The sequence below is a fragment of the Acidobacteriota bacterium genome (genome assembly GCA_039030395.1).
Lineage (GTDB): Bacteria > Acidobacteriota > Thermoanaerobaculia > Multivoradales > JBCCEF01 > JBCCEF01.
On the sequence record JBCCEF010000016.1, the window covers coordinates 82,907 to 108,763 of the forward strand.

Annotated in this window: 22 protein-coding genes and 1 pseudogene; 11 read left to right on the forward strand and 12 right to left on the reverse strand. The window is 67.0% G+C overall.

What is annotated here, in order from left to right; translation table 11 throughout:
- Positions 1–159: 159 nt before the first annotated feature.
- Positions 160–852, reverse strand: a complete 693-nt coding sequence (locus tag AAF481_14795; GenBank protein MEM7482441.1) for a hypothetical protein — start codon at positions 850–852, stop codon at positions 160–162.
- 199 nt (positions 853–1,051) lie between these two features.
- Between AAF481_14795 and AAF481_14800 the strand changes: the two genes are divergently transcribed.
- The 6 genes from AAF481_14800 to AAF481_14825 all read left to right on the forward strand — a co-directional run bounded on the left by AAF481_14800 (position 1,052) and on the right by AAF481_14825 (position 10,252).
- Positions 1,052–2,710, forward strand: a complete 1,659-nt coding sequence (locus tag AAF481_14800) for a Zn-dependent hydrolase (protein ID MEM7482442.1) — start codon at positions 1,052–1,054, stop codon at positions 2,708–2,710.
- Between the two features lie 123 nt (positions 2,711–2,833).
- Positions 2,834–4,447 carry a sigma 54-interacting transcriptional regulator gene (locus tag AAF481_14805; protein MEM7482443.1) on the forward strand — a complete coding sequence of 538 codons (1,614 nt, stop codon included), beginning with the start codon at positions 2,834–2,836 and terminating at the stop codon, positions 4,445–4,447.
- Positions 4,448–4,482: 35 nt separating this feature from the next.
- Positions 4,483–4,902: a PaaI family thioesterase gene (locus tag AAF481_14810; protein MEM7482444.1), complete on the forward strand. Its 420-nt coding sequence runs from the start codon at positions 4,483–4,485 to the stop codon at positions 4,900–4,902.
- Entirely contained in the window at positions 4,899–6,638 is a 1,740-nt protein-coding gene (locus tag AAF481_14815; GenBank protein ID MEM7482445.1) for a thiamine pyrophosphate-binding protein, read from the forward strand. Before AAF481_14810 ends, AAF481_14815 begins: the two co-directional genes overlap by 4 nt.
- A gap of 114 nt (positions 6,639–6,752) precedes the next feature.
- The gene (locus AAF481_14820) at positions 6,753–8,810 is read left to right on the forward strand and encodes a S9 family peptidase (GenBank protein ID MEM7482446.1); all 2,058 of its coding nucleotides are present in this window, start codon (positions 6,753–6,755) and stop codon (positions 8,808–8,810) included.
- Between the two features lie 194 nt (positions 8,811–9,004).
- Entirely contained in the window at positions 9,005–10,252 is a 1,248-nt protein-coding gene (locus AAF481_14825) for a hypothetical protein (GenBank protein MEM7482447.1), read from the forward strand.
- 37 nt (positions 10,253–10,289) lie between these two features.
- Here AAF481_14825 and AAF481_14830 read toward each other — a convergent pair whose 3' ends face one another.
- Both AAF481_14830 and AAF481_14835 read right to left on the reverse strand, forming a co-directional pair.
- Positions 10,290–11,150 (reverse strand): SDR family oxidoreductase, encoded by an 861-nt coding sequence (locus AAF481_14830; GenBank protein MEM7482448.1) that lies wholly within the window; start codon positions 11,148–11,150, stop codon positions 10,290–10,292.
- On the reverse strand, positions 11,147–13,072 hold the full coding sequence (locus tag AAF481_14835) for a S9 family peptidase (GenBank protein MEM7482449.1): 1,926 nt from the start codon (positions 13,070–13,072) through the stop codon (positions 11,147–11,149). Before AAF481_14835 ends, AAF481_14830 begins: the two co-directional genes overlap by 4 nt.
- Before the next feature lie 127 nt (positions 13,073–13,199).
- On the opposite strand from AAF481_14835, the gene AAF481_14840 reads away from it, so the two are divergent.
- The 5 genes and pseudogenes from AAF481_14840 (at position 13,200) to AAF481_14860 (ending at position 17,624) form a co-directional block, all read left to right on the forward strand.
- The gene (locus AAF481_14840; protein MEM7482450.1) at positions 13,200–14,462 is read left to right on the forward strand and encodes a hypothetical protein; all 1,263 of its coding nucleotides are present in this window, start codon (positions 13,200–13,202) and stop codon (positions 14,460–14,462) included.
- A complete protein-coding gene (locus AAF481_14845) occupies positions 14,459–15,103 on the forward strand; it encodes a hypothetical protein (protein ID MEM7482451.1) in 645 nt (214 codons plus the stop codon). The genes AAF481_14840 and AAF481_14845 overlap by 4 nt, the downstream gene beginning before the upstream one ends.
- Positions 15,100–15,681 (forward strand): 16S rRNA (guanine(966)-N(2))-methyltransferase RsmD, encoded by a 582-nt coding sequence (rsmD, locus tag AAF481_14850; GenBank protein MEM7482452.1) that lies wholly within the window; start codon positions 15,100–15,102, stop codon positions 15,679–15,681. Before AAF481_14845 ends, rsmD begins: the two co-directional genes overlap by 4 nt.
- 12 nt (positions 15,682–15,693) lie before the next feature.
- Positions 15,694–17,070: a nicotinate phosphoribosyltransferase gene (locus AAF481_14855; GenBank protein ID MEM7482453.1), complete on the forward strand. Its 1,377-nt coding sequence runs from the start codon at positions 15,694–15,696 to the stop codon at positions 17,068–17,070.
- A pseudogene (locus tag AAF481_14860) lies at positions 17,067–17,624 on the forward strand (DUF2723 domain-containing protein). The gene AAF481_14855 and the pseudogene AAF481_14860 overlap by 4 nt, the downstream one beginning before the upstream one ends.
- A 1,039-nt stretch (positions 17,625–18,663) precedes the next feature.
- Here the strand turns inward: AAF481_14860 and AAF481_14865 are convergent.
- Genes AAF481_14865 through AAF481_14905 form a run of 9 tightly spaced genes read right to left on the reverse strand, consistent with a single transcriptional unit; the run spans position 18,664 to position 25,856 of the window.
- Positions 18,664–19,311 carry a redox-sensing transcriptional repressor Rex gene (locus AAF481_14865; GenBank protein MEM7482454.1) on the reverse strand — a complete coding sequence of 216 codons (648 nt, stop codon included), beginning with the start codon at positions 19,309–19,311 and terminating at the stop codon, positions 18,664–18,666.
- Positions 19,312–19,324: 13 nt separating this feature from the next.
- On the reverse strand, positions 19,325–20,713 hold the full coding sequence (locus AAF481_14870) for a proton-conducting transporter membrane subunit (protein ID MEM7482455.1): 1,389 nt from the start codon (positions 20,711–20,713) through the stop codon (positions 19,325–19,327).
- Positions 20,710–20,976: an NADH-quinone oxidoreductase subunit K gene (locus AAF481_14875; protein MEM7482456.1), complete on the reverse strand. Its 267-nt coding sequence runs from the start codon at positions 20,974–20,976 to the stop codon at positions 20,710–20,712. Before AAF481_14875 ends, AAF481_14870 begins: the two co-directional genes overlap by 4 nt.
- On the reverse strand, positions 20,973–21,443 hold the full coding sequence (locus AAF481_14880) for a hypothetical protein (GenBank protein ID MEM7482457.1): 471 nt from the start codon (positions 21,441–21,443) through the stop codon (positions 20,973–20,975). Before AAF481_14880 ends, AAF481_14875 begins: the two co-directional genes overlap by 4 nt.
- Positions 21,444–21,477: 34 nt before the next feature.
- Positions 21,478–22,614: a molybdenum ABC transporter ATP-binding protein gene (gene modC, locus AAF481_14885; protein MEM7482458.1), complete on the reverse strand. Its 1,137-nt coding sequence runs from the start codon at positions 22,612–22,614 to the stop codon at positions 21,478–21,480.
- Complete coding sequence (gene modB / locus AAF481_14890; GenBank protein ID MEM7482459.1) at positions 22,611–23,282, reverse strand: molybdate ABC transporter permease subunit; 672 nt, start codon at positions 23,280–23,282, stop codon at positions 22,611–22,613. Before modB ends, modC begins: the two co-directional genes overlap by 4 nt.
- On the reverse strand, positions 23,282–24,100 hold the full coding sequence (gene modA / locus AAF481_14895; protein ID MEM7482460.1) for a molybdate ABC transporter substrate-binding protein: 819 nt from the start codon (positions 24,098–24,100) through the stop codon (positions 23,282–23,284). The genes modB and modA overlap by 1 nt, the downstream gene beginning before the upstream one ends.
- On the reverse strand, positions 24,097–24,861 hold the full coding sequence (locus AAF481_14900; GenBank protein ID MEM7482461.1) for an ABC transporter permease: 765 nt from the start codon (positions 24,859–24,861) through the stop codon (positions 24,097–24,099). Before AAF481_14900 ends, modA begins: the two co-directional genes overlap by 4 nt.
- Complete coding sequence (locus AAF481_14905) at positions 24,858–25,856, reverse strand: ABC transporter ATP-binding protein (GenBank protein MEM7482462.1); 999 nt, start codon at positions 25,854–25,856, stop codon at positions 24,858–24,860. Before AAF481_14905 ends, AAF481_14900 begins: the two co-directional genes overlap by 4 nt.
- Position 25,857 lies beyond the last annotated feature (1 nt).

A 25,857-nucleotide genomic window follows, 5' to 3' on the forward strand; every position in this document is an offset into this window, starting at 1 on the left:
CAGCAGTCTTCTAGCTTTTTCTTTTCAGGGGGCTGGGCGCCCCCTCACCCGAAAACATGAGTGTTTTCGGGCTCACCCCGTCCTCGGCGCCTTCGGCGCCGCCTCGCCCTTCAGGCTCGGAGCAGGGTGCTGATGAGTTTGTCAGCACCCTGCTAGCCGCTAACCGTCGACGCAGGAGCCTTCCATCCCGAAGCCCCGCACCTGCACGGAGGGTGCCGCCCGTGAGGTGAGCGTCGCGCTGACCGAGGCCGGGCACGGCGGCCCGAAGGAAACGGTGACGATGACGAAGGTGGCGCCGGGGTAGAGGTGGCTCGGCCATTCCTCGCGGTCGACGAATGTCGCTCCGGGGGTATCGATCCCCAGGTCCGGGCCGAAGGTGCCCCGCCACCAGTACCAGATCTCCACCGTCTTCTTCTTGTCTTCCTCCGGCGGGTTGGTGTCGCTTGCCCGCAGGAACGGCACGTCGCTGTTGCCGGCAAAGCCCCACTCTGCGCCCGTCCAGTAGGCCTTCGGATCGAGGATGGTCAGGGAGGAGCCGGTGTACCAGGGGTAGGCGCCGGCCCGCGGCACCTCGATCACCGGCTGGAGGTTCTCCTTCTGGGGGGTGGTGAAAGTCCACAGGACGGAGACCGTTTGACCGTCGTCGAGACGCCAGCGTTTCAGCACCTCCTCGTGACCGCCCTGTGCGCTCAGTTCTTTGGCCAGGGGATCGAAGGAGTCGGTGGTTTGCGGGCTCTCCGATGGGCGGCCATCGAAATCGCCGGCGTGCACCGTCAGGGCGGCCACCGCCAGCAAGAGGATGAGGCCGATCGACAGGGAGGTTCTTCGGGACGGGGCTGGCAGAGGGATCATGGTCAGGCTCCTTGGGACCGATTGCGGGTGAGCCTCGCGGCATCGCGAGTTCCTGCCTATAAAAGCGTGCAAACAGCCGAATTTGATGAGGTGCGAAGGAATCTTTACCGCCTTTTCATCTCGGAAAGTGCGTGGACCCCATCTCGGCCCTCCGATAAACTGCCGTTTCGAAAACCACTGCCAGGAGTTACCCAGAACGATGAAGAATGTTTTCCGACTTGCCGTTTGCGTCTCGTTGCTCACCGTTGCCGTCGGATGTCCGGCGCCCGAGGAACCGGAAACCGAGGACGAAACCGCCGTGAACGAGATCGCCGAGCGCCTGGAGCGCTACACGACGGTGCGCTTGACCACCGATCTTTCCGTGCTGACGGAGGCCGAGCGGCAAATGCTGCCGCTGCTGATCGAGGCCGCCGACACGATGAACGAGGCCTTCTGGTATCAGGCCTATGGCGACCGGGTGGCGCTGATGAACTCCCTCGAAAGCGAGGAAATGAAGCGCTACGCGGAGATCAACTACGGCCCCTGGGACCGCCTGGACGGCAATGAGCCCTTCGTGTCGGGAGTCGGTCCGAAGCCGCCGGGAGCCAACCTCTATCCTGCCGACGTGACCAAGGAAGAAGTAGAAAACGCCATCCTGCAAGACCCGGCGATCGGTGATCTGTACACCCTGGTGCGCCGGTCCGAGGGTGGCGCCCTAGAAGCGGTTCCCTACAGTCAAGCCTTCGCCGCCAGCTACGGCCGGGCGGCGGAGAAGCTGCGCCAGGCGGCGGAGCTGGCCGAGGAACCGGGCCTCAAAAAGTATCTGGAGCTGCGGGCCGAGGCCCTGTTGTCGGACGACTATCGGGCCAGCGACCTGGCCTGGATGGACATGAAGGACAACGGCCTCGATGTGGTGATCGGCCCCATCGAGAGCTACGAGGACGGCCTTCTTGGCACCAAGACGGCGAGCGAGGGCTACGTGCTGGTAAAGGATCGGGAATGGAGCGACCGCCTGTCGCGCTACGCGGCGCTGCTGCCGGCGCTGCAAGAAGGTCTGCCGGTGGACGAGGCCTACAAGCAGGAGGAGCCGGGCACCGACTCCGATCTGAACGCCTACGATGTCGTCTACTACGCCGGTGACTGCAATGCCGGTTCCAAGACCATTGCCATCAACCTGCCGAACGACGAGGAGGTGCAGCTCGCCAGGGGCACCCGCCGGCTACAGCTCAAGAACGCCATGCGCGCGAAGTTCGACGAGATCCTCGTTCCCATCGCCGGGGTGTTGGTGGCAGAAGAACAGCGCTCCCACGTCACCTTCGGCGCCTTTTTCTCCAACACCATGTTCCACGAGGTAGCCCACGGCCTGGGCATCAAGAACACCCTGGACGGCGCCGGCACCGTGCGCGAAGCGCTACAGGAACATGCCTCCGCCCTAGAGGAAGGCAAGGCGGACGTTCTCGGTCTCTACATGGTCGGCCGGCTGCACGCCGATGGCGAACTGGGGGAGGCGGACCTGATGGACAACCACGTCACCTTCCTCGCCAGCATTTTCCGGTCCATCCGCTTCGGCTCCGCCAGCGCCCACGGTGTGGCCAACCTGATCCGTTTCAACTACTTCCTGGAGCAGGGGGCGATCGAGCGCAGCGCGGAGACCGGGCAATATCGGGTGCTTCCGGAGAAGATCGACGAGGTGATCGACTCCTTGTCCGAGAAAATCTTGAGGCTGCAGGGCGACGGCGAGTACGACGCCGTGGCTTCCTTCGTCGCCACCTACGGACGTCAGAGTGCACAGCTCGAAGAGGACCTCGCCCGATTGGCGACGGCGGGAATCCCGGTGGATATCGTCTTCGAGCAGGGTGTAGAGGTCCTGGGTCTCTAGCGAGAAGGTAACCCTCTGGCAAGATGTAGAATAGGGCGCAAAGAAGTTCCGCTCACCGCCGCTGGCCGGCATCGTGCCCGCCGAGCGGCCCAGCAGGCGAGGAGGCGAGAGCACGGGGTGCAGATGGACGACACAGCGACGGTCGAGATCTCCTCGGTGTTCCCTTCGCGCGAAGTGTCGGCCGCGATGGGCCTGCAGGGCACCCATCTCACCCTCACGGTGCTCTATCACCGAGACCTCGAGCGGGTAGGCGAGATCGCCCGCTTCAACGAGCCCACCGGCGCCTTGTCTCGGATGTCTCCGGGATTCCGGGCCCCGGGGTCGCCGGAACTCTTCCTCCGTCCGCTCGGAGATCCCCACCTCAGCCGACGGCCCCTGGCCTTCGAGGCCGGCCGCGAGGCGGGCTCCGTGCGGATCAGTCGCTGCGGCAGCACCATCCCCGTCCAGCTCGACGGCATGCCGCTGCACGAGAGCGTCGAGCTGTCTTCCGATGAGATCGACCGCGGCGTGGTGCTCCACCTGGCGGACCGGGTGGTTCTTCTGCTGCATCGCCACGATGCACCGGGGCGCTATCCGGAAGAATCCTTCGGCATGGTGGGAGCGAGCGCCGCGATGGTGCGCCTGCGCCGCGACATTCTGCGCAGCGCGGATCTCGAAGTTCCGGTGCTGCTGCGCGGCGAAACCGGTACCGGCAAGGAGCTGGTTGCCGCCGCCATCCACGAAGCCAGTTCGCGCAGTCAGAACTCGTTCGTGGCGGTCAACCTCGGTGCGATTCCGCCGAGCCTGGCGGCGACGGAGCTCTTTGGCTCGGTCAAGGGAGCCTTCACCGGATCCGTCCGCAGTCAAATGGGTTTTTTCCGCCGGGCCGAGGGCGGCACCCTGTTCCTCGACGAGGTGGGGGAGGCGCCGCCGGACGTACAGGTGATGCTGCTGCGGGTACTCGAATCCGGTGAGATCCAGCCGGTCGGTTCTCACGAGACCCAGCGGGTCAACGTGCGGCTGATCACCGCCACCGATGCCAATCTGGAGAACGCCGTTGCCCGCGGGCGGTTTCGCGCGCCGTTGCTCTACCGCCTGACCTCCGGCTACGAGATCATGATTCCGCCGCTGCGCGCCCGGCGCGACGACGTCGGCCGGCTGCTATTTCGTTTCCTTCGGGACGAGCTGGATGCGCTCGGTGAGAGCCACCCGCTGACCAGCGAAGAAGAACCCTGGCTGCCGGCCTCGGTGATCGCGCGACTGGCGGAGTACGCCTGGCCGGGCAATGTGCGCGAACTGCGCAATGTCGCCCGCCAACTCGCCATTTACAGCCGCGGATCGGACCAGGCTCGCCTCGGCCCGCGGGTCGAACGGCTGCTGGGCGGTCAGGAGCCGCGCGGGCGGGATGCCGCGCGAGGGGCCGCTGAAGCGCCGGCAGCGATTGGGCCGACGCCGGTCATTGACCCAGGAATACCCCCGGCGGCGGCCTATCGGCCGCCTTTGGCCATTCCCCGCGCCGAGATCAGGGAGGTGCTCCGTCGGCACCGCTGGTGCATCAAACCAGCTTCTGCGGAGCTCGGCATCTCGCGCAGTTCCCTCTACTCCCTACTCGGGCGCTACCCGGACTTCCGGCAGGCAAAGGACATCGAGCGTTCGGAGATCGAGGCGGTTCTCGAAGAAACCGATGGCGATCTGGCCGCCGCGGCGGACCGCCTGGAAGTCTCCGTTCGGGCCCTGCGCATGCGATTGCGTTCCTGACCCCACCCGGCCGGTGCCCCACCTATAATGCGCGGGTGGCGACGACTCCCCAGACCCATCGTAGGATCGATCACCGCCTGTGCGGTGAGCCGAGGACCTTGGCTCAGGGCTTTGCCTCGGTGATCCTCACTACCCAAAGCGAAATGCTGGTCGACGATCACGGCCTGGTGCACGGCGGATTCCTGTTCGGCGCCGTGGACCACGCGGCGATGCTGGCGGTGAACGATCCGAACGTGGTGCTGGGAGCGTCTTCCTGCCGCTTCCTCGCACCGCTGCGGGTGGGGCAGAGGGTGCTCTGCGAAGCCCGGGTGGTGAGCGAGGAGGGCCGCAAGCGGCGGGTCGAAGTGACGGCGCGGGTCGGGGAACAAGAAGTCCTCGCCGGCGAGTTGACCTGTTTCGTGCTCGAACGTCACGTGCTCAACGAAGCACCCGCAGTGGGAGAGGAGGCGGAATGAACGGAGGCGAACTGATTGCCGAAGCGCTCTCGGTGCAGGGGGTCGAGTCGATCTTCACCCTCTGCGGCGGACACATTTCGCCGATCCTGGTGGGCTGCAAAGAGCGGGAGATCCGAGTAGTCGATGTACGCGACGAGGTCAGCGCCGTGTTCGCCGCCGACGCCACCGCCCGCATCACCGGTCGCCCGGCGGTAGCGGCGGTGACCGCCGGCCCCGGTGCGACCAACACCATTACGGCGGTCAAGAACGCCCAACTCGCACAGTCGCCGGTGGTGCTGTTGGGCGGTGCCGCGGCGACGGTGCTGCGTGGCCGTGGCTCGCTCCAGGACATCGACCAACTCGCCCTTTTTGAACCCCACGTCAAGTGGGCCGCTTCGGCGGAGCAGGTGCGGGAGCTGCCGGGGATGGTCGAGACGGCCTTCCGGGTGGCGGCCGCCGGGGTACCGGGGCCGGTGTTCGTCGAATGCCCGGTCGACCTGCTCTACGGCCAGGATCTAGTGCGCAAGTGGTACGCCGAAAGCCGCGCCAAGGGCCTCAGGGGCTGGCTCATCAACCGCTATCTGCGACGCCATGTGGATCGCCTGTTCAAGGGCGCCGATGACGTGACCGTGAACCGGCAGGTCGAAGAACCTCCGGTGAGCGAGGCGGAACCGAAGGCGGTCAAGAAGGCGGCGGCGCTCCTGTCGAAGGCGAAGCGGCCGCTCCTGATCATCGGCAGCCAGGCGCTGGTTCGCGGCGGCCAAGACGGTGGCCGCGGGGCCGAGGCGCTCGCCGCGGCGGTGGAGTCGCTGGGCCTGCCCGTCTATCTGGCCGGTAGCGCCCGGGGCCTCCTCGGCCGCGATCATCCGCTCCAGCGCCGCCACCGCCGGCGCGGTGCCGTGCGCGAGGCGGATCTGGTCCTCCTCGCCGGCTTTCCGGCGGACTTTCGCCTCGACTACGGGCGCCAGATCCGCTCCCAAGCCACCTTGATCGGCGTCAATCTGACGGATGAAGAGTTGAATCTCAACCGCACGCCGAAACTGGGGGTGGTGGCAGATCCGGCCCATTTCTTGGTCGAACTGGCGAAGGTGGCGAAACCCCGGGCGCGCTGGAGCCGTTGGATCGAAACTCTGAGCGCGGCGGACCGCGAGCGCGAGGCGGAGATCGACGCCACGGCGGCGGAGAAGGTCGAAGGCATCAATCCGGTGGATCTTTTTCGGCAAATCGAAGAAGTCGCCGAAGAAAACTCCGTCCTGGTGGTGGACGGCGGCGACTTCGTGGCGACGGCGGCCTACACGCTGCGGCCGCGGGGACCCCTGCGCTGGCTCGACCCGGGAGCCTTCGGCACCCTCGGCGTGGGCGGCGGCTTTGCCCTCGGGGCGGCCCTTTGCCGTCCTTCGGCGGAGGTGTGGCTGATCTGGGGCGACGGCTCCTCCGCCTACAGCCTGGCCGAGATCGACACCTTCGTGCGCCACGGTCTGCCGGTGATCGCGGTGATCGGCAACGACGCCGGTTGGACCCAGATTGCCCGCGAACAGGTGCCGATTCTGGGCGACGACGTGGCGACGGTGCTGGCACCGACGTCCTACCACCGAGTGGCCGAGGGCTACGGCGGCGAGGGATTGCTGCTGGAGCGGCCGGAGGACACCCCCCGGGTGCTGGCGCGCGCCAAGGAACTGGCCGCCGAGGGTCGCCCAGTGGTGATCAACGCCCACATCGGCGCCACGGACTTTCGTAAGGGCTCCATTTCGATCTGAGGGGCTCGATCTGGTCGGTTCGACCCGATGGACTCGTTTTCACTGGCTCTAGTCGAGGCGCTGGACTGGACCTGAACATTGCGCGGCCGGAGGTCGCGACAACTGGAGGATGGCATGCGCTCGAAGACCTTCCGATGGATCACGATTCTGGCCCTGATGCTGTCGCCGACGGTGGCGCTGGCGGAGACGCATCCGTTCACCGTCGACGATCTGCTGGCGATGGAGCGGGTGTCCGATCCGCAGGTGGCGCCGGACGGCAAGAGCGTGGTCTTCGTTCTGCGGACCACCGATCTCGACGCGAACCGCGGCCGCACCGACCTGTGGCGTGTCGCCATCGAGGATGGAGCGGAACCGGTGCAGCTGACCCGCCATCCGGCGTCGGACTACAGTCCGCGCTGGGCTCCCGATGGCCAGTCGATCTTCTTCCTGTCGAGCCGCTCCGGTTCGTCCCAGGTGTGGCGATTGCCGACCGCCGGTGGCGAAGCCCGGCCGGTGACCGACCTACCCCTCGATGTCGGCAATTTGGTGGTGTCGCCGGCCGGTGACCGGATCTTCTTTTCGGCCGAGGTGTTCGTGGACTGCGACGACCTCGCCTGCACCGCCGACCGATTGGAGAAGCGGTCCGCAGACGGAGCGCCCAGCGGGCGCCTCTACGACCGCCTCTTCGTCCGCCACTGGGACGCCTGGAAGGACGGTCGCCGGTCCCATCTGTTTTCGCTCTCCCTCGGCGGCGAGGAGGCCAAGCCGGTAGATCTCACCGCCGGCCTCGACGCCGACGTGCCCTCCAAACCCTTCGGCGGTAGCGAAGAGATCGCCGTCTCGCCGGACGGCAAGGGCGTGGTCTTCGCCGCCCGCGATGCGGGTCGGGAAGAACCCTGGTCCACTGACTTCGACCTCTATGCGGCACCGGCGGACGGCTCCGGGGAGCGCCGCAACCTGACCGACGCCAACCCGGCCTGGGATACCCATCCCACCTTTTCGCCGGACGGTTCGACCCTCGCCTACTTGGCGATGGAGCGGCCGGGATTTGAGGCGGATCGTTTCCGCCTGGTGCTGCGCGATCAGGCGAGCGGCGCGGCACGGGTACTCACCGAGGGCTGGGACCGCTCGGTGCGGGACTTTACCTTTTCACCGGACGGCCAGACCCTCTTCGTCACCGCCCAGGATCTCGGCCAGGTCTCGCTATTCCAGATCGAGGTGGCGAGTGGCGAAGTCCGTCGCCTGGTCGGCAAGGGAACGGTGCGCTCGCCGGCGGTGGCAGGCGACCAGATCGTCTTCGGCTACGATTCGTTGACCTCGCCAGTCGAGCTATATCGCCTGGCCGCTCGCGGCGAACCCCAGCCCTTGACGGCGATCAACGCCGGTCGCCTGGCGAAGGTTTCGATGGGGGAGCCGGAACAGTTCTCCTTCACCGGCTGGAACGGCGAAGAGGTGTACGGCTACGTAGTGAAGCCGGCGGGCTTCGAGGCCGGTGAGAAGTACCCCATCGCATTTCTCATCCACGGCGGACCGCAGGGCTCCTTCAGCAACAACTTCCACTACCGCTGGAATCCGCAGACCTACGCCGGCGCCGGCTACGCGGCGGTCATGATCGACTTCCACGGCTCGACGGGCTACGGTCAGGCATTCACCGACTCGATTACCGACGACTGGGGCGGCAAGCCGCTGGAGGATCTCCAAAAGGGGCTGGCGGCGGCGATCGAACGCTACCCCTGGCTGGACGGTGACCGGGCTTGCGCCCTAGGAGCCTCCTACGGCGGCTTCATGGTGAACTGGATCGCCGGCCTGTGGCCGGACCGCTTCCGGTGCCTGGTCAACCACGATGGCCTGTTCGATCATCGGATGATGTACTACACCACCGAAGAGCTGTGGTTCCCGGAGTGGGAGCACGGCGGTCCGTACCACGCCGCGGTGGCCCGTCACGAGATCCACAATCCGGTGAATCACATCACCACCTGGAAAACCCCGATGCTGGTGATCCACGGCGCTCTCGACTACCGGGTGCCGGAAACCCAGGGTCTGGCGACCTTCACCGCGCTCCAGCGCCTAGGCATCGAAAGCGAGCTTCTTTTCTTCCCGGACGAGAACCACTGGGTGCTCAAACCGGCGAACAGCATTCAGTGGCACGAGACGGTACTGGGCTGGCTGGATCGCTACTTGGAAAGGCCCTAGCCTCGGACGTTGGTCGAAATCAACCTGCAGAGGGCTTTACTGACGCGTTTGCGTACCAACCCAGGAGAATCTTGTCGTTCGCTGTCCCCAAAACGGCTCCGAGAACAACATCACTGGTAGCAGCACAGCATTTAACAGGGCTGCGGGGCGGGCTTCGGCCCGCTGCCTTCTTTGATGATTCTCTTGGAGGTTCCATGATTCCTGGCAGCTTTCGCATCCGTCCCATCTACCCGATCATCGATCGTCATCTCGGTTGTCGCGCCGTCCTCGATCTCGAACGTTCGAAGCTGATTCCTGTCGAGGACGAGAACCGCCTTCATGTGGCTAGCGTTCTCGATAGCGGCAATCCGGATGAAGTCCTGCTGGCATGGATGACGGATGTCGGCCTGATCACGGCGGAGGCCAAGCCGAAGGACGAAGGTGCCGCACCGGGGCCGATCGTGGTGGAGTCGCCGGGAGAGCCCGCCGCTCGATTGCTCGACTTCGGAGCCCACCTCGAGTGGCATTTCGATCGCCTGGAAGAGACTTCGCTGGCCGAGCTGGAGGCGCTGCTGGTCGACAACGGTGTGCTCCGGCGGCATGGACTGGTGGTCGGAGCGGCGGGGGCGGTGAACGATGCGGATCTCCTGCTGCGTTTCCTGACGATGGTCGAAGGTGCACCCCACCGCGAAACCTTGGGCCTTCACGTTACGGTTTCCGCCGGGGCGGTGACCCTGCCGGTGGCCGATGCCCTGGAGCGCCTGCAGGCGAAGGTCACGATCCGCTGGAATCTGTCGCCGGAGGTCGATCCCGATGCCGAAGCGGAGCGAGTCGCGATGGCACTGGACCGGCTGCAGCCGGTTCTGCCTGAGGAACCGCAGGTGGATTCGGATCTGGGGCCGGACGACCGCCTTCTCGACCTGTGGAAGCGGGCGCGCCAAAAGGGCGTCCGGCGGCTCGAGGGCATCCAGGTGGAGCACCAGTTTCTCGGTTCGATCCACTATCCGGGAACGGTCAGCGTCTTCGCTGAGGATCTGGCGGTGATCGTTGACGAGATGTTCCAAGATCTCGCCGCCGGCCAGAGTGACTGCCTCTATCAGCCGGTCGCCCGAGTGGTGAGTTACCTCATTCAGCAGGAGAGGTCGAAAGGACGGCGAACCGCAACCCAGGTCGGCCGCGAGGCCGAACTCGCCTCTTGTTCGACCTGCTGGGTGAAGGAATACTGTTCCCGCAGCCGCAGCCTGGTCGATCCGGCGGGCAGCGGACGCCGCTTTTTGCCGCACGAAAACCGCTGCGATTTCTGGCGCGCGGAAATCCACGCCGGCATGCTGCTCTTCGATCGCTTGCGGGAAGTCGACCGCGAACGCTTCCTGGATTTCCCGGTCGAGGAGAATGCCGGATCGGACTTCGCCGTTTCCCTGTCGGCCTTTGACCTGAAACTGGACTACGACCTGCCGTCGTGATGCTTTGCCGTGCGCTAGCAGGATGCTGAAAAACTCTTCAGCATCCTGCTAGCCGCTCAGCGATCAGCGGCGCATAGCCCTCGCGGAAGGTGGGGAAGTCGAGGGCGAATCCCGTCGCCCGCAAAAGCCCGTTGCGGCATCGCTTGTTCGAACGCTGTCGGTTGCCGGCGTTTTCGCCCCCCGACCGAGGCGCAGCGACGCCCGCTCGCCTGGCGATCCAGGAGTACAGCGTTCCGAGATCGCAGGGCTCGTCGTCCACTCCCAGGTAGACCGCCTCCGGGTTCGGCAAGTCCAGCAGATGAGCGAGCGCCCTGGCCGCATCCTGGCGGTGAATGCGATTGCTGAAGACCGGCCTCGCCGGATCGTAGCTGGCCTGGCCGGAGAGCACCCGATCCAGCAAGCGCGTCCGTCCAGGGCCGTAGATTCCTCCCAGCCGCAGGGCGATCGTTGGAATGTTGGATCGCCGGAAAATGGCTTCGCCTTCGAGCAGGCGGAGGCCGGAAAAACTCTTCGCCGCGGCGGGGGAGGATTCGTCGACCCACTCCCCGGAACTTTGGCCGTAGACGCCGGTGCTGGAGGTGAAGACCAAGCGTTGGGGCGCGATCCTTCGCTCTCCGAGAGCCTGCAGCAGGGTTGCCGGTCCGGTGACGTAGGCGGCGCGGTAGGCGGCGTCCGAAAAGCCGTCCGCGGCAGCCGTGTAGGCCACCGCATCGAGATGCTCCGGCAACGCCCGACGCAGACTCGCACCATCGGTCAGATCCCCCGCCAGCGGGATGATCTCCGGTGGTAACGACCGGGGGTCGCGGCGCAGACCCCACACCCGGTGGCCGGCGGCGACGAGGTGGAGGCCCAGCAGAGTCCCCACGTCGCCACAGCCGGCGATGAGAACCTTACTCAGGTCGCTGCCTCGCCTTCGACCTTGAGGTACTGGTCGAGGAAGACCAGGATCGAGCGGTAGCCTTCGAGGCGGTTCTCCTTCTTCAGGAACCCGTGACCCTCATCCTCGAAAACGATGTACTCGACCGGCACTCCATTGGCGCGCACCGCTTCCACCATCTCATCGGACTCGATCTGCAGCACCCGCGGATCGTTCGCGCCCTGCAGAACCAGCAGAGGCTTCTGGATGTTTTCGGCGTGGAAGAGCGGTGAGATCCGCTCCAGGCGCTCGCGATCCGTCGCCGGGTCGCCCATCTCCTCGTATAGGGACTGGCGGAAGGCTTCCCACCAGGGCGGAATGCTCTCCAGGGTGCGGAGCCAGTTTGCCACCCCGAAGATGTCCACCCCGACGTCGAACACTTCCGGCTCGAAAGCCAGCGCCGCCAGCACCATGTAGCCGCCGTAGCTGCCGCCGATGATGCCGATGCGCTCGGCGTCCACCCAGCCGGTGTCGATCAGCATCTGCTTGCTGGCGACCACGTCGCCGAGGTCCGCTTCGCCGTGCTTCTGGTTGTCCATCTTGTTGAAGGTTTTGCCGTAACCGGTGCTGCCGCGGTTGTTGATCGCATACACCGCATAGCCGTGGTTGACCAGGTACTGGATCAAGGCCGAGTAACCGACCCGCGACTGGCCGCCGGGGCCGCCGTGCACCCACACCAGGGCCGGCGCGGGGTTCTCCTCGCTCGCGCCCTTGGGGCGGTAGAGGATACCCGGGATTTCGACCCCGTCGTAGGAGCTGAAGCGCACCACCTCGCCGTCCACCAGGTGTTCCGATTCGATCTCGGGATCGAGGTTCTGGGTGAGCTGGACCGGTTCCGCGCTGCCGATCTCGTGGACGAAGAGGTTCGAAGGGTAGCGGCTGGCGTTGGCGTAGAAGGCGATCTGCTCGTCATCCGCCGAGAAGGTGATCGAGGTGATGTCCGCCTCCGGCAGGCTGGGCAGCTCCATCGGTTCGAAGGTCTCCGCATCGAGCACCCGAATCTCCGTTCGGGCATCGCGGTTGATCCCCACCACCAGGTACTTGTCGGTGCGCGAAAAATAGGCGTACCAGATGTCCCAATCGGGACGCAGTATCTCGCTCCGATCGCCGGTTTCGAGGTCCTGCCGCACCAGGTACTGGTACTCGTTGTCGCGATCCGTCAGCATGAAAAGGCTGCCGCCGTCCGGCGAGAAGGCGGCCGGCTGGTGCTGTTCCCTGCCCTCGTGCTCGGTCAAATTCTCGAGGCTGTCGTCCTGCCGATCGTAGAGGTAGACGTCGCTGTCCTGGTCGCCGAGATTCTTCGACAGGGCGAAGTAGCGGCCGTCTCGCGACACCGCTCCAAGCTGGAGTCCGGTGTCGTTTTGAAACACCAACTCCTTTTGCAGCCCGTCGAGGACGACCTCATAGACGTCGAAATAGCGTGGGTCGCGTTCGTTCGTCAGCAGGTAGAAAACCGTCCGATCCTTTGCCCAGCCGCCGAAGAAGGCCTTGAGGTTTTCGCCGGCGGTGAGATCCGTCACCGTGCCGTCCGGGTCTCGCAGGTAGACGTGATTGAGCTCGTCGCCGCCCTGGTCGCTGCTGTACAAGAAGCGCTCGCTCTCCGGCAAATAGCTGATCACCTGAATGGCATTGTCCGTCGAATGAGTGAGCTGTACCGGATCGCCGCCGGCAACCGGGATGGCGTAGGCGTTGAACACCCCGTCGGCGTCGCTCGACACCAGGATCTTGTCGCCCTGGGGCGAGAAGGAAGCACCGCCCATGCTGGTGGTGTCGAGGAACTGGTCGATGGTGTAGGTGGGGGTGACCACCGTTTCCGGCGCTTGGGCGCAGGCGGTGAATAGGAGCAGGGCGATCGCCACGCCGACGAGGGTATAGGGACGCAGCATGCGGTTGACGCTATTCATGATTTGGATTCTCCATGGGAATTCGAACTCTCGGAACCTGTACGCGGCGAAGGCCGGGCGGTTTCGAAATCGGACGCAACACGGTCGCCCGACGGCGAGCGAGGTCGATGAAGGCTACGATACCCCGATGGGTAGTTTTTCCGCAGAAACCTCCGGCGCTCTCCGGGAGTTCCAGCAACAGCCCCTCGGCCGGTTGCTGGGAGTGCTGGCGGACCTGCCCGGCCCGCGACGCTACCTGGTGGGGGGACCGGTTCGGGACCTGCTGCTCCGTCGCCCCGTTACGGATCTCGATCTGGCCGTGGACGGTGACGCGGAATCGCTCGTCCAGCGAGCGGCCGAAGCTCTGCGAGGCGCCGTGACAGAACATCAGCGATTCGCGACCTGGCGGCTCGATCTCGCGACCGGTGAGCGATTGGATTTCGCCGCCTTGCGCCGGGAGAGTTATCCGGCGCCCGGTCACCTGCCGGCGGTGCGGCCGGGAGACCTCGAATCGGACCTTCGGCGCCGTGACTTCACCGTCAACGCCATGGCCATCGAGCTGGCGGAGAGCCTGTCAGGGCCGCTGCACGATCCCCATGGCGGCCGTGAGGATCTTCGCTCGCGGCATCTGCGGGTGCTCCACCAGGGGTCTTTCTCAGATGATCCGACTCGCCTTTGGCGCTCGGCCCGTTTCGCCGCCCGGCTGGGGTTCAAGCTGGAGCCTGAGTCCGCCCGTTGGGCCGGCCAGGCGGTGGCGGGGCGAGCGCTGGAAACCCTGTCCGGCCCGCGTCTGGCCCGGGAGATCGAGTATTTGTTCGAGGACGAAGGCGGCCTGCGACCCGCAGCCTACGCCGCCGCCGCTCGCGCCCTCGGCCTATGGCGGGCTCTGGACCCAAGACTGGCCACCTCGCCGCCCGCCGATGAGGAATTGGAGCGAGGGGCTCACCGTTGGCGCCAACGGTCCGGTACGGCGCCTCCCTGGACCGTCGCCTTCGGCGCCATACTCGATGCGCTGGAGTCGGCGGAGGCGTCCGCCCTGGTCGAACGATTAGGCCTTTCCAGGGCCACCGCCGGAGAGCTTCTGGCCCGCCCGTCAGCGGATCTGGCGAAGCGCCTGACGGCCGCCGGAGAGCGCTACGGAGTTCTGCTCACCGCGGAGTTGGGGAATCTACCGACGGCGGTGCGGGCTCGCCTGTGGGCACGGAACGGGGGCCTTCGGCGATGGATCGAGATCTTCGAGGGAGCTCCGTCGCCAAAGGTGACCGGCGCCACCTTGATCGCCGCCGGAGCCCGGCCGGGGCCCGCCCTCGGTGAAGCCCTGACGCGAACCCACGGCGCCTTGGTGGACGGCACCATCGGGCCGGCGGAAGAGCTGGCATATGCTCTGCGGATATGGCAATCCCTATCGTGAAAGCCTCCGGGCCCGTCATTTTGGTCGCCTTGCTATCGGGTGCCGCCTCGGCGGCCGGCGAAGGTTCGCTCCAGGGCACCGAGCGTGTACGCCTGGACTGTCGGAGCGACCTCCAGCGGCGGGATCTCACCCTGTTCGCCAACGGCACGGTACGCCTCAAGGAAGGGCCTCCCGGCGAGGAGAAGATGGCGCTCGGCGAGGTGTCACCCTCGGAGGTCGAGGAATACCTTCGCCTGCTGTCGGAGGTCGAGACCTCCGAAGCCGCCATCGGCACCGCCGGACCGGGCGGCGACTGGGTGGATCGCTGCGAGCTGACCTTGAATCTGCCGGAACGTGAGGAGGAGAGCTTCGAGTTCCAGCGCTTCGGTTCGCAGTCCTTGGGACTCAACCGTTTGGTCTCCATCGTCGAAACCCTGGCCGACCAACTTGGGCCGGTACGGGGGGAGGATCGGTTGCCGCTGGACTACTCCCCGGCGGTGGGCGACATTTTGCGGCGCGAGGATGGACACCGTTTCCGGGTGATCTCGTTCACCGCCGACGGCAAGGGGGTCGAACTGCGCGGCCTGGACATTCCGTTGGTGCTCTACATTGAACCGAAGAAGCTGCCGAGCCAGTTCGTCGCCGTGGAAGCGCGCCGGTGAGACGAAGGCAAGGTGGCGGGAAGAGAACCCTGCGGCTATCCGGCGGCGCCTTTCGCGGGCGCAAGTTGAAAGTCGGCCAGGATCTGCGGCCGACGGAAGGCCGGGTACGGGAGGCCCTGTTCTCAATATGGGGAGCGCAGCTACAGAACGCCCAACTGCTCGATCTGTTCGCCGGCAGCGGAGCGATCAGCCTGGAAGGCGAGGGGCGGGGCGCCGGGGAGGTGGTGGCCGTCGATCAGCGGACGAATTTGCTCGAAGAGAATCTCGCGGCGGTCGGCTCGCGAAGGGTGGAGGTCCTGCGCGGTGAGGTGGTGGCGGTTCTCAAGCGCCTGCGGTCGGAACCGATCCCACCGACCTTCCAACTGGTTTTCGCCGATCCCCCCTACGGCTACCGCGCCTACGACGACCTCCTCACCGCCGTCGGCCCGCTCCTCGCCGCCGCCGGCGAACTGGTGCTGGAGCACTCCGCCCGACGTCCGATGCCTTCGAAGGTGCCGGCCCTACTACAAGTGGACGAGCGGCGCTACGGTGAGACCGTCTTGAGCTTCTACCGTCCCAACGGCGGCGGGCAGGGGTAGAACCGGCAACTCATGAGCCAACCCGACCCTCTCCTGCTTTCCTCCGCGGACCTCGCCCTGGCGACGGACCTGTACCAGCTCACCATGGCCGGGGCATACCATCGGCGGCAGGGGGACGGACCGCCAGTGCAGGCAACCTTCGAGCTGTGGGTACGCCGCCTTCCGAGGCAGCGCAACTTCCTCGTGTTCGCCGGCCTACCGCAAGCCTTGGCGGCCTTGGCGGCGGTGCGCTTCGGAGCGGAGCAACTCGCCTATCTGCGATCGCTGCCGATGTTCTCCCGCGCCGGCGAAGACTTCTTCGAGACCTTGGCGTCGTTCCGTTTTCGCGGCGATGTGCGGGCGATGGCCGAGGGCACCGTGTTCTTCCCGGAAACACCGGCGGTGAGCGTTACGGGCTCGTTGCTCGAAGCGCAGCTCGTCGAAACGCTGCTGCTGTCGATCCTGAACTTCCAGTCGTTGATCGCCTCGAAGGCGGCGCGGCTGCGCCTGGCCGCCGGCCCGGAAGGCCGGCTGGCGGAGTTCGGCAGCCGACGGGCACACGGTCCGCAGGCGGCCCTGTGGGCGGCCCGGGCGGCCTACGTTGGGGGAGTGGACGCCACCTCCAATGTGCTCGCCGGGAACCGTGAGGGCATTCCCGTGGTCGGCACCATGGCGCACAGCTACGTGATGTCCTTCGAGCGCGAGGCGGACGCCTTCCGCCACTACCACCGGCTCTATCCGGAGCACTCGATCTTGTTGGTCGATACCTACGACACCCTCGCCGGCGTGCGCCAAGCGCTCGCCAGCGGCCTGCCCTTTCAGGGCATTCGCCTCGACAGCGGCGACCTCGGCGAACTTGCCCGGAAAGCCCGCCGCCTGCTCGACGAAGGCGGCCGTCCGGACGCCGAGATTTTCGCCTCCGGCGACCTGGACGAACGGCGTATCGCGGATCTGCGGGCAGCCGGGGCGCCGATCGACGCCTGGGGCGTTGGTACCGAGCTTTCCACCTCGGCCGATGCGCCGGCCCTCTCGGGGGTCTACAAGCTGGTCGAATCGACTCGCGAAGGCCGCCGCTCGATGCACTACAAGGCGAGCGCCGGCAAGCGCAGCTATCCGGGCATCAAGCAGGTGATTCGGAGCGAGGCCGACGGCCGCTTTCTGCGCGACCTGGTGATCCCGCGGGAGGCCGAAGGGGAGTATCCAGAGGCGCAGCGCCTTCTTCGGTCGGTGATGGCCGGTGGCGAGATCCTCGAGCATTTTCCCGCCGAGGCGGCCCGCCGCCATTGCCTCGACCAGCTTGGCCGCCTGCCGCTGCGCCTGCGTGCCCTGGAGGTCAGTCGCGGCGAACCCTACCCGGTAGTCATCGACCCAGTGCTCGAACGCCGTCTCGGCGAGGCGGTGGGGCCGTGAGTCTGCGGCGCGACGGCTTGGCTCTCGCTGTCGGTGCCCTGGCGCTGCGCCTGCCGTTCGTCGCCCGGCGCTTGTGGGACCACGATTCCGTCCAGTTCGCCCTCGGCATCGAGCACTTCGACCTCGCGGCCCATCAACCGCATCCGCCCGGGTATCCTCTCTACATCGGGTTCTGTAAAGCTCTGGGCTGGTTGGGTTTGCCGCCGCTGGCGGCGATGGTGACCCTTTCCCAGCTGACGGCCGCCGGGGGTACCTATGCGGCGGTTCGCCTGGCCCAGCGACTCGCCCGCGACGGGCGGGCCGATGACCCTCCTGGCGAGGATTCCTCCGGCCGCGCCGCCGGGCTCCTGGCCGGCGTCCTCTACGCCAGCAATCCACTCCTCTGGTTTTACGGCGAGTTGCCGCTGGTCTATGCCGTCGAGGGTGGAATGACGGTGATCCTCGCCTACCTGGCGGCTCGGATGGGGGAGGGGCGGCGAGCGTTCCTCACGGCCTGTGCAGCCTTCGCTTTGGCCGGGGGCATGCGCCCCTCGACCTTGGTGCTCCTGTTCCCGCTACTGGTCTTCAGCGCCCTGCGAACGGTACTCCGTCGCCAAGCCACCTGGAGCGACTTCGCTCTCGGGGTGTTGACCGGCGGTGCGGCGATCGCGGCGTGGTTCGTGCCGTTGATCACGGCCGCTGGGGGATATGGCATCTACCGGACCGTCGGCCAGAGCCACTTTACGACCCTCTTGCCGCAGACCTCGGTGCTGTACGGCGCCGGCCTGGCGGCGCTGGCACACCACGTCGAGGTGATGGTCAAATGGACCCTACAGGGCATGCTGCCGGCCCTCGTCGGGTGTTCTGTCTTGCTCAGCGGCCTTCCCCTGGCCGCCGGCTGGCGCCGGCTGCGGCGAGGCTCGGTCTGGCTGCTGATGTGGACTCTGCCTGCGGTGCTCTTCTTCGCCCTTTTCCACATCACCAAGGCCGGCTACACCCTGGTCTACCTGCCGGGCTTGCTGGTCGCCTTCGCTGTCCTGTGGTCCGGCCTGGGGCGTCGTGGACAGCTCGTCGCGGGCCTGATCGCGACGGTGGTGGGGGGCGGAGTCTTCCTTTTCGGTGAGGATCGGAGGCCGGATCAGCACCGTGCCTTCGCCATCCTGCGCCACGAGCACAACGCCGGAGAAATCCGGCGTTTCGAGGCCGAACTGGACCGGATGGTCGCTGTGGTTTCGGCCTACCCGCCGGAATCCTCGGTGGTGGCTTCGATGGAACTCGCCGGTACCGGCGGCGCCGGGGCCGAAGGCTTTCTGTATCCGTGGCACCGCCATCTGCAGTGGTACCTGCCGGCCTATCCGGCCCTCTTTTTGGTACCGCAGCAGGGTTTCGCGGAGCGTTCGCCGGGTGACCGTCAGCCCTTCGAACGAATTTTCTCGGAAGTGGTGCTGGCCCCCGCGACGAAGGACCTTTTGCTGGTGCTCGCGGATCTTCCCGGCGAGCGGCTGCGGCTGCCGCCGGCGGAGGTGTTGTGGCGGGGGTCGCGATTCGTGGTGCTTCGGCTGTCGCTGGACGCTGTGATGGCGGGCGGGAAGCTGACGCTGGGTGACCTGAGGCTCAGTCGTCCGCGCCTTCCGCTGGATCTCCCTCGTCCCGGATCTGAAACGCCAGCTCTTCCAGGTGAACCCGCAGGTCCACATTCTTCAGGGGCACCTCCGGCCGCTGACGCAGCCGCTGCGGCGCGAAATTGAGCACCGCGGCGATGCCCGCGTCGACCAGTGCGTCGTAGCCTCCCTGGGCTTCGTCCGTCGGTACCGCCAGCACTCCAATACGGGCCTGCGATTCCGCTACCACCGCGGCGAGATTCCGAAAATCACGTACCGCGAAGTCACCCAGGGCCAGGCCGATCTTGGCCGGATCGCGATCGACTGCCGCCACCACCCGGAAGGACCCCTGGTTGAACCCTAAATGCCGCACCAGCGCTCGCCCGAGGTTTCCCATCCCGACGATCACCAGCGGATGGAACTGGTCGAGGCCGAAGAGGGCGTTCAGGTGGGCGGCGAGGTGGTCCACGTTGTAGCCGACTCCCCGAATGCCGAACTCCCCAAACTGGGCGAGGTCCTTGCGGATCTGGGTGGCGGACAGCAGATAGCGCTCCGCCAGCTCCCGCGACGACACGCGGCGCACACCCTGCGCTTGAAGGTGACGCAAGGAACGGAGATACACGGACAGCCGATTGAGGGTGCGGGGCGAAAACTCGGGCATGGCTTAGAGCACTCTAGGCAAGTCGCAGGAGAAAGATGACACCGCCCCCTATCAAGGCGGCTCCGGCAGCCGACAGGGCGAGGCGGGAGCCAGCAGAAGAAGCGAAGTCCGCCAGCATCGTATCCCTTCCTTGCTTTTCCACCCCCTGGCGGAACAGATCACGGCCGATTCGGACGGTCAGCAGAAGACCGAGGCAGCAGCTCGCCAGCACACCGGCCGCCAGGATCGGCAGATCTTGCCCGAGCGCCCACTGTGCGGCGGTCCAGGCGTTGCCGAAGCCGGCGGTGAGCGGTAGACCGGAAAGAGCCGCCAGGGAGAGCAGAAGACCGAGCGCGGCCGAAGGGCGATGCCGGCCGAGGCCGGCGAAGTCTTGCCGCCGGCCAAGGTCTGCGATGCCGACCACCGTGGCCACCGCCGCCGCAACAGCGGTAGCGGCGGCGTAGATGACGCCCCGAAGCTGCGGCTCCGGCGAGGCCAACGGCAGGATCGCCATCCCCAAGTGGGCCAGCAGCAAGTAGCCGAAGGTGCCGGGGAGGTCCCGGCGCGCCACAGCGACCAGCGACCCGAGCATCATCGAAGCCGCTCCGAGGACCAGGATTCCCCGGAATCGCGGTAGATCCGCGGCGTAAACGGCGATCGTCAGTAGGCGGGCGAGAAGGCTCAGGCCCAAGACCCGAAGTACCGTCGTCAAGAAAAAAACCGCCGGCGAGACGGTTTCGAAGAGAGCCGTAGCGCCGCGATGAAAAGGCACCAGGCCGCCGCGCCAGAGGGTGGCGAGGAGAAGCAGGAAGAGGCCGAGGTGAGCGAGGACGGTGGAGCCGGTCAGGCCGACGGCAAAGGCCCCGGCGATGGCGTCGATCCGAGTGGCGCCGGTTTCGCCGTAGAGGATGGCGGTGGCGTAAATGAACGTCGCGGTGACCACCCAAGCCGATTGCGCGTGCTCCGAGCGCCGTGGATCGCCCGGCCGAAACCAGCCTGAGGACCCGAGGGAGGCGATCGCCAGCGCCACCCCGAGGGGCACGAGATCCTGCGAGCGCAAGGCCAGCAGCACCGTGGCGAGGATCCACAGGAGGAGAGGAAGGCGTCGACCGGCGAGGCTCGCCGGCTCAGCGCCGAGGGTCGCGAGCAGCGTGAGGCCGGCACCGCCGAGGATCAACAGGCCGAGAATCTTGCTGAGTTCGGTGGCGGCGAGGCGTCCGGCGAAGGCCTCGCCGTCGGGTACCACCCACATCCAAGCACCGGCAGCGGCGGCGACGGCGAGGATCGCGAGCACCGAAACTCGCTTCGAGGCGGTGCCCAAGCCGGCCTTTCGAGGGACCACGGCGAGCACACCGCCGGCGGCGACCAGCAGCAGTTCCGGCGACAGGACCCGCACGCTCAGGGGAAGGTCGGCGAGGGTCATGAACTTCCTTCGTCCTCCTCGCTGCTCGGCGGTGGCTCTCGCTGCCGAAAGACCGAGAACCAGGTGGCGGCGATCACCATCACGAGCAGGGCTAGCCGCTGTCCGGTGAGGTCGTCGAGAAGGCGAGAACCGGCCACCAAGGCCAAGATCGAAGCATGCACCAGTAGCTCGACGGCGCGCCCTTCGCTACGGCGCAAGGCGCAAGCTCCCAAGGCGAAGAGCAGGGCGGCGAGGGCGAGGTACCAGGCGATGGAGACGGTCACTCCTTGTCACCCTGCACCGGCTGCCGGGCGGCCCAGCCAACCGCAACGGCGAGAATGAACATCAAGCCGACAAGAGAAAGCGGCTCCAGCAAGTCCGCCGGCCGCTCCCAGAGGGTCGCCACGGCGCCGCGCGGTGGCCGGCGCGGAAAGTCCCGGTAGGTCGACCACCAGAGGGTCGCCGACAGGACCCCCACCGCCAGCAGGCCCGCCGTCGGCAGCCAGGGGGTCTCGCTCCTCGAGTCCTGCGGCCCGGCGCTCCTGCCCTTCCAGGCGACGCTCAGCGCCCAGCAGAGCTGGAGCAACCCCAGGTACGGCGCTCCGAGCTGCGAATAAAGGGGAGCGAGGGAGAGCAAGAAGGCCGCACGGCTGCGGCTCGCGATGCCGGCGTGGCGCGACTGTGTCGCCAACACCGCGGACGCCACCGCCAACAGGGCAACGAGGAGAAACAGGAGGGTTTCCAAATCCATGGGCTGAACAGCCGGCAGTCTACCGGAGGTTTTGTCAGCCCGCCGGAGCGGCGCTTTCGTAAAGACGGCAGCCGGCGGCCTTGAGGATGAGAAAAACCGGGCGCCCTGGGGCGAGATCCAACTCCCGGGCGGAGTCTGCCGTCACCTCGATTCGCATGTCGAGGCCGGAGTCTGCCAGGCCGACCCGGGCGAGGCGCAGGGATTCCATCGGTTCGAGATCGGCGACGGTGCCGGCGAGAACGTTCTGCGCCGAGAGAATCCCGGGAGCCTCGGTGGCGAGAATGACCTCCCGGGCCGGAATGCCGACCAACAGAGACTGGCCCGGTGCCGCCTCGGTGCGCGGCACGGTCAGCAGGGGCGCCTGGCCTCCCTGTGGGCCGGAGACGTCTCGCGTGGACCGCAGGCGCAGGCGCGAGGTGTGCGCGTCGCGCCCGATCACTTCACCCTCGTAGAGGTTCTCGAAACCGCCGGATACGGCGAGCGGGTACACTTCCGGATCCGTCAACACGTCACCGGGGCCGCCCTGGGCGAGCACCCGGCCCTGGCGCAGCGCGACCACTTCGTCACACAGCGCCTGCACCTCCAGGGGATCGTGCGAAACCAGCAGCATGGGGGTCTGCCATTCGTCCCGCACTCGGCGCAGGAAGGGCAGCAACCGCCGGCGCAGGGGCAGGTCCAGCGACGCCAAGGGTTCGTCCAACAGCAACAGCCGGGGGTTGCAGCACAGCGCGCGGCCCAGAGCCACCCGCTGCCTCTCACCGCCGGAGAGGTGGGCCGGCATGCGCTCCAGCAGAGGCCCCAATTCGAGCAACTCGACAATGCCCGCCAGGTTCCGGCGCGTCTCTTCCTCGGACTGGGCGCGGTCCGCTCCGGAAAGAAGATTGGAGCGCACGTCGCGATGGGGGAAGAGCAGCCCGTCCTGCGGCACATACCCCAGGTGGCGCCGTTCCGGTGGCAGGCGCCGGCCGGCGGAGGAGTCCAGCCACACCTCCCTTTCGAGGGCGATCCGACCTTGGGCCCTCGGGCGCAGGCCGGCGATGCCTTCGAGCAGGCTCGTCTTGCCGGAACCGGAGGGGCCAAAGAGGCCGGTCACGTGGCGACGGGTCTCGAAGCGGACTTCGAGATCAAAACCGTCGAGGGGCAGGTGGAGGTGGACCTGGAGAATCGTCACGGGCGCTTCCAGGAGGATCCCGCCAGGGCTTCCGAGGCGAGAATCGAGACGAAGCCCGCCACCAGGGCAACGGCACAGAGCACGTAGGCTCGGCTGTCGTCGCCGGTCTGCTGGGCGGCGAAGATCGCCGAGGCGAGGGTACGGGTGCGGCCGGGAATGCTGCCGGCGAGGGTGACCGTGGCACCGAACTCGCCCAGCGCCCGGGTAAAGCCGAGAATGGCGGCGGCGGACAGTCCGCGGACGGCCAGCGGCAAAGTGGTGCCGACAAAGGTGCGGAGGCGAGAATGGCCGAGGGTGCGGGCCATCATCTCCAGGCGCGGGTCGATGCCCTCGAAGGTCACCCGGGCGGTGCGCACCACCAGCGGCAGGGCCATCACCGAGGCGGCCAGGACCGCGCCGCGCCAGGTGAGCAGGAAGCCGAGATCGAAGCCCAGGCTCTGCCGGCCGAGGGGGCCGTCCTGGGCGAGGATCCGAAGCAGGATGAAGCCGACCGCCGTCGGCGGCAGGACGAGCGGCAGAAGGAGCACCGTCGAGAGCACCTTTTTGCCGGGAAATTCCTTGCGCGCCAGCAGATAGGCTAGCGCCGTGGCCGGGATCAGCACCAAAAGAGTGGCGACCGTCGACACCTTGAAGGAGAGGGCGAGGGCGGTCCAGGTGCCCGTATCCATCAGCGAATGCCCATTCCGTCGCTGACCGGGGCGAAGCCGTGGGCGGCGAAGATCTCACCGGCCGCTTCGGAACTCAGGAACTCGAGAAAACGTCCGGCGCCGGCCGGATTGGGGCTGCCGGCGATGGCAGCCGCCGGATAGAGGATGCGCGGCGCCTGGCCGGCGGCAACGCGGTGGGCGATCCGCACCCGATCGGAGGTCTGGGCATCGGTTTGGTACACCATGCCGACGATCTCCGGATCGGCTTCCACCAACGCCAGGGCGGCCCGCACGTTGGCTGCTGGCGCAACGCGGCCGGCGACCGCCTGCCACAGGCTGGCGTCGGTCTTGCCCCAGGGAACGGCTTGGAGGTAGCCCTTGGCGTACTGGCCCGCCGGCACGGAGTCTGGATCCGCCAGGGCCAGGTGGCGATAGGGGCCGTCACCGAGCCATGCAACCCCATCGACGTTCCAGGGCGCGTCGCGGTGGATGATGAGCGCCAGTTCGTTGGAGAGCACTGGCCGTCGCGACTCCGGCACCAGTAGGCCGCGCTCCTCCAGGAAGTCCATCCAGCGTTCATTCGCCGACAGGAAAACGTCGCCCAGCGGCGCGGCTTCGAGCTGCCGGGCGAGAACGTTCGAGCCGGCAAAACTGAACACCGGCGTCAGGGAGGTCTCCCGGCGGAAAGCGACACCCACCTCGACCAGCGCATCGCGCAGGCTGGCGGCGCCGAACACCACCACCTCTTCCTGAGAGGTCTGCGGAGCACAGGTGATCGTCCCGGCCACGGCCAGCAAGAGGAGAGAAGCGCCCGCCAGACGGCGGAACCGAAGCTTCATGAAGCGCGGATCCTCTCGAGGGCGCCGAGGGCGGTGAGAAAGGCCACAACGGCCAGTGCCGCCAGCACCCCGAGGGCTAGGAAATCAAACCCCCGAGCCGCCAGCAGGGACGGCCGCAGCGCGTTCACGGTCAAGCTCAGGGGATTCCAGACGGAGATCTCGACCAGCCACCCGGGCATCTCTCGCTCGGGGACCAGGGCCGTGCTCGTAAACAGCATCGGCATGTTGATCAGGTGCACAAAGGTAGCCATCGACTGCTGGTTGCGGGTCCACAGGGCCACGGTGCTCGACACACCGGCGAAGGCGAATCCGAAGAGGCCGAGGGCGAGTCCACCATTCAGCAGGCCGAAGGCGCTGGGTCGGAAGGGCCCGGCCCCCACCGCCAGGCCGAGGGCGAAGACGGCGAGGGCTTGCAGCAAGAAGCGACTGGTGTCCGCCGCCAGCTTGCCGAAGAGCAAATGGGTCGCCGGCGAGGGCATGGCGAGCATCCGCTCGAGCATTCGGCTTTGGTCGTCCCGGATCCAGTCGATGCCGGACTGCGAGGCGCCGAACAGCACCGTCATGGCACACAGGCCCGGAACCAGAAAGGTGCGGTAGTCGAGGCCCTCGGAGATCGGAAACCGCTGGAAGAGAAAGCCGAAGAAGGCCATCCACATCAGCGGTTGGACGAGCGAAAAGGTCAGATGCACCGGTCGCCGGAGCACCCGGCGCCAGGTACGCCGGAAGAAGCCGACGGCGACGCGTGGCGAAAAGCCGCTCATGCCTCGTCCCTTCCGCCGGGGCGGTGGGGCTCTGCGAGGGGCTGGGAGCTGAGGTGGAAGTAGACACTCGCGAGGTCCGGCTGGCGGTGCTTCACTTCGCGCACCGCCAGGCCCTGGCTCTTTAGCCAGTGCTGAACCTGACCTTCGGCTGTCGCTCCGTCTCGGCAGGCGATCTGAAGCTTGCCCGAGGACCACTCGAAGGTCACCACTCCGGGGAGACCGGCGAGCGGAGGAGCGGGTGCCGGCGCCTCGGCCGATACCTCGAAGGTCAAGGTTTCCAGGCCGTGCTCGGCCACCAAAGGGGCCGGCGGCCCGACCGTCAGAGTACGGCCGCGGTGGAGTAGGAGAACCTCGTCGGCGTGCTCCTCGACGGCGGCGAGGTCGTGGCTCGCCACCACCACCGCCTTGCCGGAGCGGGCCTCCGCGACAAGGTGGCGCCACAGAAAACTTCGGCCGCGCACATCGAGGGCCGAAGTCGGCTCGTCCCATAGCTGAAGCTCCGCATGGCGGGCTGCGTCGATTGCCAGGTGTAGCCGCTGTCGAAGGCCTCCGGAGTAGGCTTTGACCGGCCGGCCGAGGTGTTCGGCGAGCCCCAGTCCGTCGAGCACGGTGCGGCTACCCGGTGTCTCCAAGGGACCGCCGTCGAGCAGGGCGAAGAGCTGCATCAGCTCGCGACCGGTCATCTCCGGATCGAGGGCTGGCCGCTGGCCGGAGAAGGAGATCCTGCGGCGCAGCTCCAGCCCATCCGGCCGCGGCCGAGCGCCGAACAGCAACACCGTGCCGGCGGTCGGCCGCAGGCGTCCCGAGAGGATCGCCAACAGCGTCGACTTGCCGGCGCCGTTGGCTCCGACCAACGCCACCAAGCGCCCCGGCGGCAGCGACCAGTTGATTCCCCGCAGCGCCTCGACCTCCCCGAAGCGATGGCCCAGTGCGGTCACCCGAGCGACGTCGGGTGGCGCGGCGCGGGCCGGCGCGGGGGAAGACGGGGCGGTCACG